10 protein-coding genes are annotated in these 14,585 nt (G+C 62.2%); 3 read left to right on the forward strand and 7 right to left on the reverse strand.

Going from position 1 to position 14,585, the window contains the following annotated elements:
* Positions 1 to 198 precede the first annotated feature (198 nt).
* Positions 199 to 4,581: an amino acid adenylation domain-containing protein gene (locus HQN78_RS17770; protein ID WP_235085293.1), complete on the reverse strand. Its 4,383-nt coding sequence runs from the start codon at positions 4,579 to 4,581 to the stop codon at positions 199 to 201.
* A gap of 124 nt (positions 4,582 to 4,705) precedes the next feature.
* Between HQN78_RS17770 and HQN78_RS17775 the strand changes: the two genes are divergently transcribed.
* From HQN78_RS17775 to HQN78_RS17785, 3 genes are all read left to right on the forward strand, one after another.
* Positions 4,706 to 5,002 carry a phosphopantetheine-binding protein gene (locus HQN78_RS17775; RefSeq protein ID WP_235085295.1) on the forward strand — a complete coding sequence of 99 codons (297 nt, stop codon included), beginning with the start codon at positions 4,706 to 4,708 and terminating at the stop codon, positions 5,000 to 5,002.
* A gap of 449 nt (positions 5,003 to 5,451) precedes the next feature.
* Positions 5,452 to 6,615, forward strand: coding sequence for a histidine decarboxylase (locus tag HQN78_RS17780; RefSeq protein WP_235085298.1), 1,164 nt, complete (start codon positions 5,452 to 5,454; stop codon positions 6,613 to 6,615).
* A 578-nt stretch (positions 6,616 to 7,193) separates the two neighbouring features.
* Positions 7,194 to 7,520 (forward strand): hypothetical protein, encoded by a 327-nt coding sequence (locus HQN78_RS17785; protein WP_235085300.1) that lies wholly within the window; start codon positions 7,194 to 7,196, stop codon positions 7,518 to 7,520.
* A 61-nt stretch (positions 7,521 to 7,581) separates the two neighbouring features.
* Here HQN78_RS17785 and HQN78_RS17790 read toward each other — a convergent pair whose 3' ends face one another.
* The 6 genes from HQN78_RS17790 to HQN78_RS17815 form a co-directional block, all read right to left on the reverse strand.
* A complete protein-coding gene (locus HQN78_RS17790; protein WP_235085302.1) occupies positions 7,582 to 8,058 on the reverse strand; it encodes a hypothetical protein in 477 nt (158 codons plus the stop codon).
* A 130-nt stretch (positions 8,059 to 8,188) separates the two neighbouring features.
* On the reverse strand, positions 8,189 to 9,214 hold the full coding sequence (locus HQN78_RS17795; protein ID WP_235085305.1) for a type VI immunity family protein: 1,026 nt from the start codon (positions 9,212 to 9,214) through the stop codon (positions 8,189 to 8,191).
* A 59-nt stretch (positions 9,215 to 9,273) separates the two neighbouring features.
* Positions 9,274 to 10,467 (reverse strand): type VI immunity family protein, encoded by a 1,194-nt coding sequence (locus HQN78_RS17800; RefSeq protein ID WP_235085306.1) that lies wholly within the window; start codon positions 10,465 to 10,467, stop codon positions 9,274 to 9,276.
* A gap of 119 nt (positions 10,468 to 10,586) precedes the next feature.
* Complete coding sequence (locus HQN78_RS17805; RefSeq protein ID WP_235085308.1) at positions 10,587 to 11,276, reverse strand: hypothetical protein; 690 nt, start codon at positions 11,274 to 11,276, stop codon at positions 10,587 to 10,589.
* Positions 11,273 to 11,671 (reverse strand): hypothetical protein, encoded by a 399-nt coding sequence (locus HQN78_RS17810; protein WP_235085310.1) that lies wholly within the window; start codon positions 11,669 to 11,671, stop codon positions 11,273 to 11,275. Before HQN78_RS17810 ends, HQN78_RS17805 begins: the two co-directional genes overlap by 4 nt.
* On the reverse strand, positions 11,671 to 14,517 hold the full coding sequence (locus HQN78_RS17815; RefSeq protein ID WP_235085313.1) for a type VI secretion system Vgr family protein: 2,847 nt from the start codon (positions 14,515 to 14,517) through the stop codon (positions 11,671 to 11,673). The genes HQN78_RS17810 and HQN78_RS17815 overlap by 1 nt, the downstream gene beginning before the upstream one ends.
* Between the last annotated feature and the right edge of the window lie 68 nt (positions 14,518 to 14,585).

The raw sequence follows: 14,585 nt of genomic DNA on the forward strand, positions 1-14,585 counted from the left end.
AGCCGCGCCTCGGGCCTGACGGGATCCGGCGGGAAGCCGCAGGCCAGGCTTGCAGGGCGGCCTTTGGGGTGAAGGGGAATTTGGCCGAGCAAATTCCCCTTCCTGCCCGCCGGGCAGCCCCGGCAATGCAAACCATCATCCGCGCAGCGGATTCAATGCCTTGGCATTGCCTGCCCTTAAAAAATCGTGAACAAGCCCTTAAGACTGGCCAGCCACCAGCAAACGCTCCACATCCGCCACATTGCGGCAACGCAGCAGCTGGCCGGGCGACAGCTCGACGGCGAAGGTTTCCCGCAGGCGCGCCGCAATGGCTTTCAGATGCTGGGGCAGCAAGCCCATGCTGCTGAAATCCAGCAGCTCGTCGGCCAGCTCCTGATAGGAACGCCCCAGCACGCCCAGATAAATATCCAGCACCGGACGCCGGTGCCGCGTCGCCGCGGCCGGCGCCTCGACAACGGCGGGCGCCGCCACGCGCTCCGGGGCCGGGGCATGGGCCGGCGCCTGCAACAAGGCGCGCGCGCCGCGGCGGTCCGGCTTGCCGTTTTGCGACAAAGGCAGTTGCGCCACCTGTAAGAAACGCGTGGGCACATGGGATTGCGGCAGGACGCGGCGCGCATGCTCGCGCAGATCCGCCGCGCTCGCCTCTGCGCCGGGCTTGGCCACGTAGAGCGCGCCGATGCCCAACTCCCCCTGCCGTTCATCGCCCACATCCACCACCAGCACATGGGCCAGCGCCGGATGCTTGATCAGCTCCATCTCGATGTCCGGCAGCGATACCCGCACCCCGCGCACCTTGATGTAGCCGTTGACCCGGCTGTCGAACATCATCACCCCGTCCGGCCGGTAACGGCCGCAGTCGCTGGTGCGGAAGGCGCGCGCCTGCTGGCCGGCCTCGTCGCGCACCGTGACGAAGTCGTGCTGGGTCAGCTCGCCGTTTTCCAGATAGCCCAGCGCCAGATTGACGCCGGCGGTGTGAATGCGTCCGGCCACGCCGGCCGGGCAATGCTCGCCGCGTTCGTTCAGCAGCCAATAGCGGTTGCCGGGCAGCGGCCGGCCATAGGGCACCTTGGCGCTGTCCTCCGCGACGATGTCGTGCCAGATGCTCCAGATCGTGGTTTCCGTCGGCCCGCCCAAGGACAGCAGCCGCGCCGCCGGCAGAACAGCGCGCAAATCCGCGACGATGGACGGCTTGATGTAATCCCCGCCCTGGGCCACCAGCCGCAGGCTTCGCAACCCGCCGTCCCGCCGGCAAGACAGCAACATTTCCAGCATGGCCGGCACCGTGCACCACAGCGTGACGCCGTGCTCGTCCACCAGCTGGTTCCAGCGCACCGCGTCCTTCTCCTCGCCCGCCTCCGGCAACACCAGGGTGGCGCCGGCAGTCAGGCTGCCCAGCACGTCGAACACCGACATATCGTGATGCAGCGGCGTCACCGACAGGCACACGTCGCGCTGGCTCACCTGCCAATGCTCCAGCGTGGAGCCAATGACATTGGCCGTGGCCCGGTTGCACAACACCACGCACTTGGGCTTGCCGGTGGTGCCCGAGGTGTACAGGTAATACGCCGGCGTCTCGCCCAGCGACAGCGCCTGCCAGCCGCCGCGCGCGGCCAGCGGCGCGGGCTCGGCCAGCAGTTGCTCCGGCGTGGCCCGCGCATGCTCCGTCGGCAGCGGCTGGGCCGCCACCACCAAGTCCGGCCGGCAGTTGTCCAGCAAATAACGCAGCCGCTCCTCCGGGGACGCCGCGTCTATCGGCACCCAGATCACGCCGCTGAAGGCGCAAGCCAGGGTGACGATGGTGTGTTCCGGGCTGCGGGGCAGGCACACCGCCACCACCTGGCCGGCGCTGACGCCGCGCGCCTTCAGCGCCGCCATCGCCCGGGACACCGCCTCGCCCAGCTCGCCGTAGCGTATCCGCCGCTGACCGCTGATCAGCGCCACCCGGGCGTTGTCCGGGTCGAAGATATGGGCGGCGATGCGGCCGAGGAAATTCTCGCGCCGCGCCTCGGCTTCCACTCTGTTCAGCCGGTAATGGCCGTAATCCAGCATCCGGCCGGCCGGCGCCTCGAACACGCCGCTGTCCGTCACCTGCTCGATGGCCCGCTCCAGCGCGCTCAGCACCGCGCCCACCAGCGCCGGTTCCAGCGCGTCACGGGCGTAATCGATGTCAAACACCAGCGCGCCGTCCGCCCGCGCGGAAAAGCGCAGATCCATCGCCACCTGCGGCGTCTGGGTCAGCCCGCCGATCTGGCGCATGGCGCCGTCCGCCGCTGTTGGCCACGACAAGCCATTGGTCACCACCACCGGCAACGCCGGGCCGGGGCCATGGCTTTCAAACAACATCCGCGCCAGGTCCACGCCGGAGAAGGCCAGGTGCTGCAAGCCCTCCATCACGTCCGCCTGCAAGCGGCGGCCGCGCTCCGCCAGGCTGTCCAGCCCCGCCTGCCACGTGACCGCGATGAAGCTGGAACGGTTGGAGAAACCGCCGGACGGCAGCGGCGCCACCGGCACCGCCACGCACAAGCCGCCCTCGTCCAGCCAGTGCGACAACACCTCCAACACCAGCGCCATCACCGTGGTGTTCTTGAAAAAGCGTTGGCCGTTGCCCAGCTTGCCCAGTCGCTCGAAACGCTCCGCGCTCACCGTCAGGCTTTGCCGCTCATAGCGCGCCACGCCCAATTGATCCAAGGGCTTGCGCCAAGGCAGCCGCGGCGCGCCGCCGCAATCGGCCAGCTTGTTTTTCCAATACAGCGCGTCCGCCTTGCGGGCTTCAGCGGACGCCTCGGCCGCCGCGGCGGCGGCCGGTCTGCTCGGCTCCGCCACGCCCTGGAACAGCTCCAGCATCAGCGCGGCGATGGAACGGCCGTCAACAATCAAGGCATCAAAACGCGCAAACACCGTCAAGCTGTCGTCCGGCAGCAGGAACAGCGTCAGCTCCCAAGGCGCGTGCTCCAGATCAAACAGCGCGTGGGCGTAATCCTCGCGCGCCGCCGCCACCCGCTCCAGGGCCGCCGCCGGCGACAAGGCGCGCAAATCCACCTCCCGCAGATTCACCCGCGGCTGCGCGCGGACCCGCTGCCGCAAGCGCGCAACGTCTATCACCGTGCGCAGGCAATCGTGACGCCGCGCCATCTCGCCCAGCCGGGCGCGCAGCAGCGCCGGGTCCATCGTCCCGTGGTATTCGCGGAACTCCTGCATCGCCACCCCGCCCAGCGGCAGCTGCGCGGTGCGGCCCAACAGGTAAGCCTGCTGCAACACCGACAGCGGCGTTTCCGCCTCCGGCTGCGCCAGCGGGCGCTCCAGCGCGGCCGGGTCCGCCGCCACGGCGGTGGCCAGGGCCACGAAATCGTTGAACAGCTGCGTGATCCAGTCTTGCGGCAAGGCGTCCAGGCGGATGTCCCAATTGATCAACACCCCGCCGTCCGCGCTGACGATCTGCGCGTCCAAGGCCACCTGCGGCCCCTGCGAAATCACCCAGTTCATCGCGCCGAAGGCGCGCCGCACCCGCTCCGAGAACAACTCCCCGCCCGGCATATCCAGCGCCGCGGTGAACACCACCGGCGCGATCTGCGGCGAGCGGTGATGACGGGACAGATCCCGCATCAGATTGACGCCCGGATAAGCGCAATGGCCGGCGCGCTCCAGCAACTGCGCGGCCAGGTTTCGGCACAGCGCGCCCAAAGTCGGCGCCGCGTCCAAATCCACATCCAGCAACACCAGATTGGCGAACTCCCCGATGATGCGCTCCGCACCCTCCAACAGCGGCGGCCGCCAGAACACCGGCACATTCAGCCGGAAGCGCCTGTCCCCGGTGGCCGCGCCTAAAGCCTGGGCGAACACGCCCAGCATCAGGCCGGACAGCGTCAGCCGTTGCGCCTTGGCCAACCGCCGCAAAGCCTGGCGCTGCTCCGGCGCCAGCCAGGCGCACAAGCGCTGGCTGGACGCCGCGCCCGCCGGCCCCTCCCGGCGCGGCAAGGACGGCGCCGGCGCGATATCGGCCAACTGCGCGCGCCACCAATCGCGGTCCCGCTCCCGGGCCGCCTTGAACCAGGGCTCGTCCCGCGCCCGGTCGCACCACTCAAAGAAGGACGGCGTGGGCGGCGTCTCCGCGTCCGGGGATTCGTAAAACAGCGCCAAATCCTCCATCAGCACGCGGAAGCTGGACGGGTCCACGGCGATCATGTCCGCGTCCACATGCAGCCGGCTATCGCCCGCGCCAAACAGGCTGATGGAAAAACGAACGGCTTGACCGGTTGCCAGGTCAAGCCGCTGATGAGTCCACTGCTGGCGCTTGGCTTCCAGGCGCTGCGCCAGCGCCTCGCCCTCCAAGGCGGTGAAATCCTCCACCTCCAGATGGGGCGCTTTGTCCGCCGCCGCCAGCGCCTGCATGCCGTCCGCCGTTACGCAGGCGCGCAGCATGGCGTGCTCGCGGCCCAGCCGGGCCAGCGCGGCCACCAAACGCGGCAGCTCAATGGCCTGGCCGTCGAACTCCGCATACAAATGCGCAGAGACGCCACCCAGATCGGAATGATCGCCCCGGCCCATCCAGCAGGCCGCCTGCATTGAAGTCAGCTCTCTCATTGCGCACCCATGAAAATTGACAAATGGATTTCTTGCATTTCTTCCATCTCCATATGGCATCTCTAAATGCGAATGATTATAATTTACATTTTTAGCGTGATGCAATGATCCAGGTGAAATCGTCATGACGAATGAAAAAGCAATCAGCACCACCCCGCCGCAAGCCGGCGGCGCGCCTCAAGCAAAAGCCGCCAACCCGCGCCAATGGCTGCATGGCCGGCTGCGGCAGCTGCTGGCGGAAGACGGGGAACTGAACCCCACGGAAAACCTGATGTATTACGGCCTGGATTCCCTGCGCCTGATGACGCTGGCCGCGGAGCTCAACGCCCGCGGCATCCCCGTGCGCACGGAAGAACTGAGCCGCACCCCCACCCTGGCGGGCTGGGAAGCGCTGCTGGACGCGCGGCAAGCGGACGCTTGAAGCATGGCCGAGGCCGGCGCGCAGAACCGGCCCTTAGAACCTGTTTACGACCTGCCGCGCGTCGTGAGACGCCCCACGGTGAGTACGGCTTCGAAATGCTCATGCGCCACGAGTGCATGCCGCTTCCTCAGCTGTTCTCGCCTTGTCTCGCGCTTGCTCGCCAGAGCGTAAACACGCACTAAAAACCACTAACAAAACCCTAAAACAGACAAAACCGGGCGCCAACCCACGCCCAGCCAACAAGGAAGAACACCAGCAATACCCACCCACCAAGAACCCATTCACGATCTTGCTTGCAAGACAAGCCAAGACAAGGCGAGAACAGCCGAGAAAGCGGAATGCGCGCAGAGTGCGTGAGCATTTCGAAAGCGTTCTCAACGCCCTGTCTAAACTATCCCGTCGCCGCGCAGCGGATCGTGAACAGGTTCTGAGAAACCACGGAGTCACCCATGTCGCTGTCCCAACTTGACCAAAACCGTATCGAATCTTTTTGGCAGTACTGCTTGCAACACCAATATTTCAATCTCGCTTATCCAGAGTCAGCCGACTTCGACTACGCCCCCTTGCACCGCTTCCTGCGCTTCTCCATCAACAACTGCGGCGACTGGAACGAAAGCAGCAACTACCTGCTGAATTCCTTCGACTTCGAACGCGAAGTCATGCACTTCTTCGCCGAACTGTTCCACATCCCCTTTGACCAAAGCTGGGGCTACGTGACCAACGGCGGTACCGAAGGCAATATGTTCGGCTGCTACCTCGCCCGCGAACTGTTCCCGGACGCCACCCTGTACTACTCCAAGGACAGCCACTACTCCGTGGCCAAGATCATCAAGCTGCTGCGCATCAAATCCCGCGCGGTGGATTCCCTGCCCAGCGGCGAAATCGACTACGACGACCTGGTGGCCAAAATCCAGCAAGACCAGGAGCGCCATCCCATCGTCTTCGTCAACGTCGGCACCACCATGAAAGGCGCCGTGGACGACATCGGCGTCATCCAGCACAAGCTGGCTGAGGCCGGCATCCCGCGGCGGGACTACTACCTGCACGCGGACGCCGCGCTCAGCGGCATGATCCTGCCCTTTGTCGACAGCCCGCAGCCTTACTCCTTCGCCGACGGCATCGACTCCATCAGCGTGTCCGGCCACAAGATGATAGGCTCGCCCATGCCGTGCGGCATCGTGCTGGCCAAACGCAGCAATGTGTCGCGCATCTCCGTGGAAATCGACTACATCTCCGCCAACGACCAAACCATCAGCGGCTCCCGCAACGGTCACACCCCCATGATGTTGTGGGCGGCCATCAAGAGCCGGCCGCTGGCGGAATGGCGCCGCAAAGTGCGCCACTGCCTGGACATGGCCCAATACGCGATAGACCGTTTCCAGTCCGCCGGCATCCAGGCCTGGCGCTGCAAGAACTCCATCACCGTGGTCTTCCCCAGCCCGTCTGAACCGGTATGCAACAAACACGGCCTGGCCAGATCCGGCGGCGCGGCCCACCTGATCACCACGCCCCACCACCACGACAGCCAGCGGCTGGACCGCCTGATTGACGACATCATCCAGGACCTGGGCGCCGTGACGGCCCCGGCCGGCGCCGCCATGAACGCGGCTTAGAACCTATTGACGATCTGCTGCGCGTCGTGAGACGTGACACGGTGGCACCGCTCCGAAATGCTCATGTACCGGAGCTACATTCCGCTTTCTTAGCCGCAACGCCCTGTCTCGCTCTAGCTCGCAAGATCGTAAACGCCTTCTTAGAACCGGCGTATGACCGCCGCGCCGCGGCGCTGCAACGCCAAAAGCCGCCCGTAAAGGGCGGCTTTCTGCTGTAATCCCCACCCCGGCCCGCCGCCGCCTTGACGCTGGGCCTTGCCCCCTTACTCTGCCCATGCGCTGCGCCAAATAACGCAGCCATGGGCTGGGAGGCCCAACTTGCATATTCGGACGAACCGCTTGGCCGTGGTTCGCCGTGTCCATGCGTTAGCCACAACCGGGCGGGCGCATGGCATTGAGCCCTCCGGGGCTGCCGCTAATATGCCGGTCCTCCCACTTTGTCATGTGCCTGCCCACGCCTTCCGTGCGTGCCGCGCAGGCTTCCTTAAGCAAATGTTTGTGGAGGCCATAGTGAATATATTGAATATCTACCGTCAGCCCCACCGCCGTATCACCCCGGTCATCATGGAGGGACGGATATGAACGCCCCGGCCGTCAAACGGGAACAGTCCTTGCTGCAGAACATGCACGAGCAGATCAAACTGCTGCGTCTCGCCACTGCCGACCAAGACACCCTCTACGCACTCGCCCAAAACCTGGAGAAGTACTACCTCCTCGCCGATGAAGGCCTGATCCGGGGCATTGTCCATATCCACTCCGCCAACCAAAGCCTGCACGCAATCATGACACTGCTGTTGGCCTGCCCAGAAGACAGGCAAATTCATTGCGAACAGATCGCCGCCCTGCTGGAACCTATCCGCCAGGAACTGCTGACCGGCTTCACGCAGATATCCGAAGTGATGTAGATGTGAAAACGCCGCAGCGGGCGCTGCGGCGTTGCCGACTATGCTGTTACAGCCAAAACCATCAATCAAATAACGATTCTTGCCGCTGCGCCAGTTCCGGGCATGCCTGATCCAACAACTGGTCCAGAGTCAGTCCGGAAGGCTCGGCCAGCTTCTTCCTGGAAATCGTTTTACCTTTGACGGCGCTGAGCTCAACGCCGGCATGCTCGGCCAGCAATTGCCGATCCGCCAGATTGCCCGTCACGATGTAGTAATACCGAGCGGCAAACGACCACCACTCCTGCTCAATAATCTCCGGCTCCAGCCGGTATGCCAAGCCGCTTGGCGACGCGACAATCGCCGCCAAACGGTCCGCGCTGACCGCCACCAAGGCCGTAATCTTGCTGCCGTCGGACTCGCCCTCCACCTCCCCGGCAACGCCATCCTGCAAGGGCAAACCCGCGCTCCGCATTCTCGCCAGCAAGCGAGCCGGGTCCGCAACAAGCTCTTTTGTCTCCCAGGTGACATCCTGATTATTCAAATCCACTCGTGCATTCATTTACTGTCTTTCGCATTTTTCGTATTAATACTGCGCCTACAAGCTAAGCCTAATGATCACCGCTACTCGCACTGCCGATACCAGACAGTGTGCTGCCATAACTTGATCTAGGGAAGCCCGGCCTCGCCGCTCAAGCACCGGCCGGCGCGGGAGAGGGTGGGCTGAGCACCGGCGTCGCATCGTCAAAACGCGCATACCAGCTCACGGTTTCGGACTTGTCGAACCCATTCTGTTGAGGCAGGTGGTAATGCAGGGAGCCTGGTTCCGTGGTGCGTATCGATCTCACCAAGTGACTGACCACCACATAGGGCTCCGGAGGGCGGGCATTAGGCGCGCCCAAGTCAGGGTATGGGCCCGCCTGAATCATCAGTCCGCTTGTATATCGGCGTATGGAAATATCGTGCCAGGGCGCTAGCTTAGCGCGAATCACTTCTTCGCCATCCAACTGCTCTACGAACTCATTTCCCAGAATCGTGTACCAGTCTGCGCCCTTGATATGACTCTTCAACTCGAAGCCTCCGGCGCTGAAGGAGCGGGTGTCGATATTCAAGCCGATAAACCGTTGTGCAAGCTCATACTCATTGGGCAAGTACCGATGATAGTCATATGGCAGGATGGGAGACAGGCCACCATAACCATGAACCGGTTGTAAGGCGTCACAGATGAAGGCTAGCAGCTGTTGGTACTGACCAAGGCTTGCTTCATCGAACACAGTGGCCGCGGGCAGCACGATTTTGAAAAATGACTTATCGCCCCAGCCTTCGTGAATGCTTTGCTGCGTCAAGCAGGAAACCGAGTATTCCGGAGCCAAGTCCGGCACGGCTTCGCTACTGACAAACCACTCAATCCGCTCGTGCGGGTCAGTGATGGCCAAGATCTTGTCTTTGGACTTCTGATAATCGGATGCGCCCATTTTCCTGGTTTTGGCATCCATGTATTTCTGCCCTTTTAGCTTCGCACCAAAGAGGGAGTAGAAGCTGTCGAAGCACTCGATGAGCTTTGCCCTGACCTCAACTGTGCAGCCCTTCTCAAAGAAAAAAGTGGCAATCAGCCCTGGGCGCACCACAATGGCATCATCCGTGCCCAGGGTCCAAACCAGCTCATCTTGGTATTGCTGTAGTCGCTGTAATTGTCGTGGAGTTTCTACTTGCTCCATTGCTCCATCCCTACCCCATCTGCATGCCTGCGGATGCTTAAGCGTTCCTCTTCAATGGCTCATCTGGCGCCGGAGACCGGTTCTCGATACCAGATCGTGCTGCCATACGTTGAGCTCGAGAAATCAGGCATAAGCTCACCTTGGGTGAAATATTGCCGAGAATTCTCCACAGCGGGCGTCCACCAATGCCCACTCTCAGGGCAAGGCTTACCGGCCTCGCATCGCCCCCCATGTACTGCTTGTGCCGGTAGCGGTTGCCCCTCCGGCAACGGGATACCGTCAAAGCGCGCATACCAGCTCACGGTTTCAGACTTGTCGAACCCATTCTGTTGAGGCAGGTGGTAATGCAGGGAGCCTGGTTCCGTGGTGCGAATTGGTTTCACTACATGATTCACTGCCACATAGGAAATGGGGGCGCCGTCTTCCGGTGCGCCAAGGTCAGGGTACTCTCCGGCTTGGATAATCAAGCCACCAGGGTAGGTGCTCAGAACGATATTCGGCCAGCTTGCTAGCTGAGCGCGGAGTGATGTTTCTCCTCCCAATTTCTGAATGAACTGACTCCCCAAAATGGTGAGCCAGTTGGCGCCTTTGATATGGTTTTGCAACTCGTGCGCACCGGCAGAAAACGACATGCTGTCCACATCCAGCCCAATGAAACGCTGCGCCAGTTCGTACTCATTGGGCAAGTAGCGGTCAAAGTCATAAGGTAGGACTGGCGATAGGCCGCCATAGCCATGAACGGGGGAGAGAGCATTACAAACAAACTGAACTAAATTCTGATAAATAGAGGTGCCGTTTTTCTCAAACAATAAGGTATGCGGCAGAGTGAACTTCAAATAGGATTTATGCCCCCACGTTTCGTGTAGTTCTCGTCGTGTCAGACACTGCATGGCATAGGCGGGAGCCCTCTCCTGAGTGGACTCTGAGCTTAACGTCCACTCCAACGCATTATGCGGGTCAACATTGGCAAGAGCGGCATTCCTATTGGCGGCATAACCATTTTTGGACATCTTGGTATAGTTGCCGGAACCAATTTGTTTTCCTTTTAGATGGGGACCAAACTGGCCATGGAAATAATCAAAACACTCCACTATTTTTTCACGTACCGCAATCGAGCTGCCGCCCTCAAAGAAAAAAGTGGCAATCAGACCTGGTCGCACCACAATGGCATCATCCGTGCCCAGGGTCCAAACAAGCTCATCTTGGTATTGTTGTAGCCGCTGTAATTGCCGCGGCATTTCTACTTGTTCCATTTCGCCATTCCTAACTCATGCCATCAGTGGTGTATCGTTGCTTGAAACCGTGGCGCCTCCCAGTATGGCGACGCAGGCAATAAAGGCCGCGACCAACTCGGCAGGCAATGCCATCACCATCAAGGCAACGGCCGCCACCACCAACACGATGCCCACCACAACCTTGCCGACATTAAGCAGAATCTGCCCCACTGAATCTGGCTAATCTCATTCCAGGCAATGTCGCAATAACGCTCAATTTTGGCCCACGCGGCTTTCAACTGCTCCTCGGTCCAGCGGACCAGCGCTTTCCCCTGCGCATTGACCCAAGTCCAAGTTTTTTTGGACTTATCCCGGACCCAGCGACCTGACTCTAACAGCCAAGCAGCCTCTTTTTCCAGCCAGGCTTGGGTATCTTCAGCCAAGCCCTGCATGCCTTTCTTCGCATCCGACCATACTTCGGCAACTCCACGCTGCAACTGCGTGCCCCAATCCTGGAGGTAACCTGGAGTCTTTACCGGAACCGGGCTGTAGATCGGCGCGGGTACTCGTTGGGTTTGCGATTTGGGCTTGGCCTGCGGTTGCGGGCTGAAGACCGGCACCTTTTTGGGCTCGGGGACTTTTTTCTTCCTTTTATCGATCACATCCAACACTGTGAAGCGACTACGCTCACCTGCGATGCTGATGTAGGCATCAAGCTGGTCTCGAGTAAGCGTATCCCCAGGAAATTTCACCTCCGCCACCCGAGCCAAATTGTCCCCATGCGGTGCGCCGTCATGATCGGGGGCTGCGCGCCCCGGCCAACGAGTTTCCTTGTCCTTCACAATCACCAGGTCCGGCCGTCGTAAATAGCCCTTCGACAAACCTTTGGGGAAGGGGTAATAGTGTGTCGCCGGTTTGGTCCGTCTTCTCGGCGACTTGGACTCAAAAAGGGCGTTGGGGGATTGCGGGTCATATCGAAGTTGACTTCCGCCTTATAAAACCACTTGTAATCGTGGCTGTTTTCATCCAGACGAATCAGGATCGACATGGTGATTTGCCGCATATTGAGCTGGTAGGTGCGGCCGGTCTTTTTACTGGTCGCCCCTACGGACTTGGGCGACAGAATCGCCACGTCGGCCTTCTCGGTCAGATAGGGCTTATTGCCCGGGTGAGGCAGCATTGCATACTCGGGGCGCTCTTCCACGATGGTCATCGTGCCGCCGGCGGGTTGATAGTTGGCCATCAAGCATTCTCTCCATTGTCGTCTTTCAATTGCAGCCCGCGTTCTGCCTGACCGGTGCCGTAGCCATACAAGGTGTACTCCTGCTCGACGGGAGGCTTGGGCGCCTCAAGCTTGACCGGCTGGGAACTTGGAGTGAAGGCAGTGCTGGTTCTGCCCTCCCAGTCGGTGTAACCAGGAATCACACGGCCATTCGGCAGCTTGAGCCGGTAAGCCTTGTCCACCAGCGGCTCACCCGTCTTTTCATCCTGCAGGATATAGCTGCGTTGGTAGCCTTTTGGCATGGCCGGCATGGGCATGGAGACGCTGGCCGGCCCGCTCAATACATGACTGCTGCCCTTGATGCTGACCGTGCCCGGGCAGTGCACTTCGATATCCCCGCCTTTGAGGCGGATATAACCGCCGCCGCTGGTCAGCAGAATCTCGTCCTTGGCCGCAATGGTGATGCGTTCCTTGCAGGAGGTGATGGTGACGTCCTTGTCCGCCGTCAGCTCAATGCTGTCGCTTTGCGCCTGCAACTGAATCTTGCCCTTGGCGGCTATCCACTTCATCGCCACCTGATCCGCCACGCCGGCCACGAACAGGCTGATGTGCTTGCCGACGTTATGAATCCAGCGCCGGCCGCTGCTCTGATTGGCGTCGCGCTGCGCCACCAGATTGAGATGGGTTTCCGCGGCCAGGGTCTGGCTTTGCCCTGACAGACTGGCAATGCCGGCCGGCGCGGACAGCACCAGCAAGGCTTGCTGGCCAGCCTGTTCTTTCGCGGTTTTGCTGTCTGGATCGGTATTGCTACCGGCCTCCCAGGCCTCCAGCGCCTGCAACTGGTGCAGCACATGGCCTTGTTCCCGTTTGCCGCTGCTGGCGTTGTCGTCGCCAATGCCGTCCGGCCCGGTTTCCATGGTGTCGGCCTGCTGCGTGGCGGCGGTTTCGGCCAGCGCCTGACTCAAGGCCACCGCCGCTTGTAGCTGGCTGTTGGCCTGTTCCCGCACCAGCTGCTTGTCCGCGCCTCCGCCTTGCGCCTCCGTGGACAGCAGCAGACCGTGGGCGGCACGGATGGCGCCGTGCTGGTCCGTCCGCAGCTCAAAACCGTCGCCGCGCGGCTGGGCCTGGCCGTTGCTGCGCGGGTGGGTGAGGAAGCCTTGGTTGAGCTGGGTCTTGCCCGCCTCGCTGGACAGCTTGGCGCGTACTTCGCCGGGGGTGTCGTCGAACAGCAGCTCGTTATAGCCACCGCCCTGATGCTCTTTTGACTTGATGCCGGACAGCGTCTTATTGGCCGGCAGGCTGCCGGCGCCGCTGAAGTCCGGCGCGGGATGGCTGCCGTTGTAGACCACGGCCCTGACCACCGGGCGATCAATATCGCCTTCGATAAAGTCCACCAGCACTTCCTGGCCGATGCGCGGCAGAAACTGATGGCCCCAGCCGGCGCCGGCGGACGGCATCGCCACCCGCACCCAGCAGGAGGACTTGTCGTCCATGCCCGCGCCGATGCCGGGATGCTCTTCCGGGCGCTGCCAATGGAATTGAATCTTGATGCGACCGTGCTCGTCGGTATGCACTTCTCCTGAGCTCTCCGCCCCGGCATCCCCGCTGGCCGGCCCCACCACGGTGGCGGTTTGCACGCCCAGGCTGGTGGGTTTGGCGTGAGCGGTTCCGGCATAAGCCGGCGTCAGCGGAATACCGCGGCGCTGGGCCTGGATGGCGGCGCTGAACGGCGCGGCATCCGCCTCCGCGCCCAAGTGCTGCGCCAGATCCCGCGGCAAATTGTTGCGCGCCTGAAAGCGCTGGCCGGTGACAACAAACTGGCGTTTCTCCTCCGCGTCGTCCTCATGCGCGGGGTGGTCGTCCAGACGGAACCACTCACCCGGCAGCAAGCCGCGCACCGCGCCGCTGCCGCTGAAGGTCTTGGCCTGCAAATCGTTGGCCTGTTGCCGCAGCACGGCATAGCGGCCCAGCTGCTCCTCGTCCCCGGCGTAATACAGGCCCGGCGCATCGTAATGGCCCAGGCTGCTTTGCAAGGCCTGACCAAACTGGCCCTGCTCCACCCGGCTGGCTTCCCCGCCTTGCTGGGTGAGCACCGGCTTGTAATCGTAACTGGCCAGCGCGCTGGCGCCGGGCACAATCTGGCGCGCGGCTTCCCAGCCCGTCAGGCCGTCCTCTTCCTCGGTGGCGTCTCTGCGGTGGAAGCGCACCCGCTGCAGCGGGGAGGCCGGCAAGGCGTGGGCATCGTCAAAGATGGCAAGCTCCACCCGCGGCCCGTCCGCCTCCAAGTGGCGGAAACGCCAGGCGTAACCCTCTTCATGCAACAGGCGGACGATGAAATCGTAATCGCTCTCGCGGTATTGCAGCGCATAGCTGCGCGGCGTGGCCGGCTTGAGCTGCAAGGCCAACGTTTGCACGCGGGCGAAGATGGGGTTGGCTTGCTGATGTTCACTGAGGATTTGTTTGACGATGTCCGGCACGGACAGGTCTTGGAATACACGGGAAGTCCTGCGATGGCGCAGCAAGGCGAACGGCGCGTCCATGACCAGTTGATAGCGGGCAAAGCCGCCGTCCGACCCCGCCAAACTGGCCTGGCTGACCACGCCGCAACGGATCGCCTCCCCACCCTCCACGCCCTGAATGCCTATGCGCGCTGGCTGGCCCAGCAAGGTCTTCAGCGGGATATTGCCGTCTGGCGACAAGCAGGTCAGCGTATAGTGATAAGGCTGGGAAACCCCCTCCTCGCCCTCCAGGCTGAGCGGCAGCAGCTGTTCGGCGGCAAACTGCCCCTCTCCAAGCTGCAAGGTCAACATCCGGTTGTCTTGGCCAAAGGCGGAAGCAAAGCTGGCCAACAGTGCATTCAGGTCCATCGGCATTCCAAACGAAAACACCGCCAAGCGGCGGTATGACATTGAAAATAAGCCTGAAATTTTATGAA

The organism is Chromobacterium sp. Beijing, assembly GCF_021496765.1.
Classification (GTDB): domain Bacteria; phylum Pseudomonadota; class Gammaproteobacteria; order Burkholderiales; family Chromobacteriaceae; genus Chromobacterium.

Excerpts from the sequence above, each read along its gene's own strand:
- HQN78_RS17770 (WP_235085293.1), bottom strand. The coding sequence starts at position 4,581 with ATGAGAGAGCTGACTTCAATGCAGGCGGCCTGCTGGATGGGCCGGGGC.
- HQN78_RS17775 (WP_235085295.1), top strand. The coding sequence starts at position 4,706 with ATGACGAATGAAAAAGCAATCAGCACCACCCCGCCGCAAGCCGGCGGC.
- HQN78_RS17780 (WP_235085298.1), top strand. The coding sequence starts at position 5,452 with ATGTCGCTGTCCCAACTTGACCAAAACCGTATCGAATCTTTTTGGCAG.
- HQN78_RS17785 (WP_235085300.1), top strand. The coding sequence starts at position 7,194 with ATGAACGCCCCGGCCGTCAAACGGGAACAGTCCTTGCTGCAGAACATG.
- HQN78_RS17790 (WP_235085302.1), bottom strand. The coding sequence starts at position 8,058 with ATGAATGCACGAGTGGATTTGAATAATCAGGATGTCACCTGGGAGACA.
- HQN78_RS17795 (WP_235085305.1), bottom strand. The coding sequence starts at position 9,214 with ATGGAGCAAGTAGAAACTCCACGACAATTACAGCGACTACAGCAATAC.
- HQN78_RS17800 (WP_235085306.1), bottom strand. The coding sequence starts at position 10,467 with ATGGAACAAGTAGAAATGCCGCGGCAATTACAGCGGCTACAACAATAC.
- HQN78_RS17810 (WP_235085310.1), bottom strand. The coding sequence starts at position 11,671 with ATGGCCAACTATCAACCCGCCGGCGGCACGATGACCATCGTGGAAGAG.
- HQN78_RS17815 (WP_235085313.1), bottom strand. The coding sequence starts at position 14,517 with ATGGACCTGAATGCACTGTTGGCCAGCTTTGCTTCCGCCTTTGGCCAA.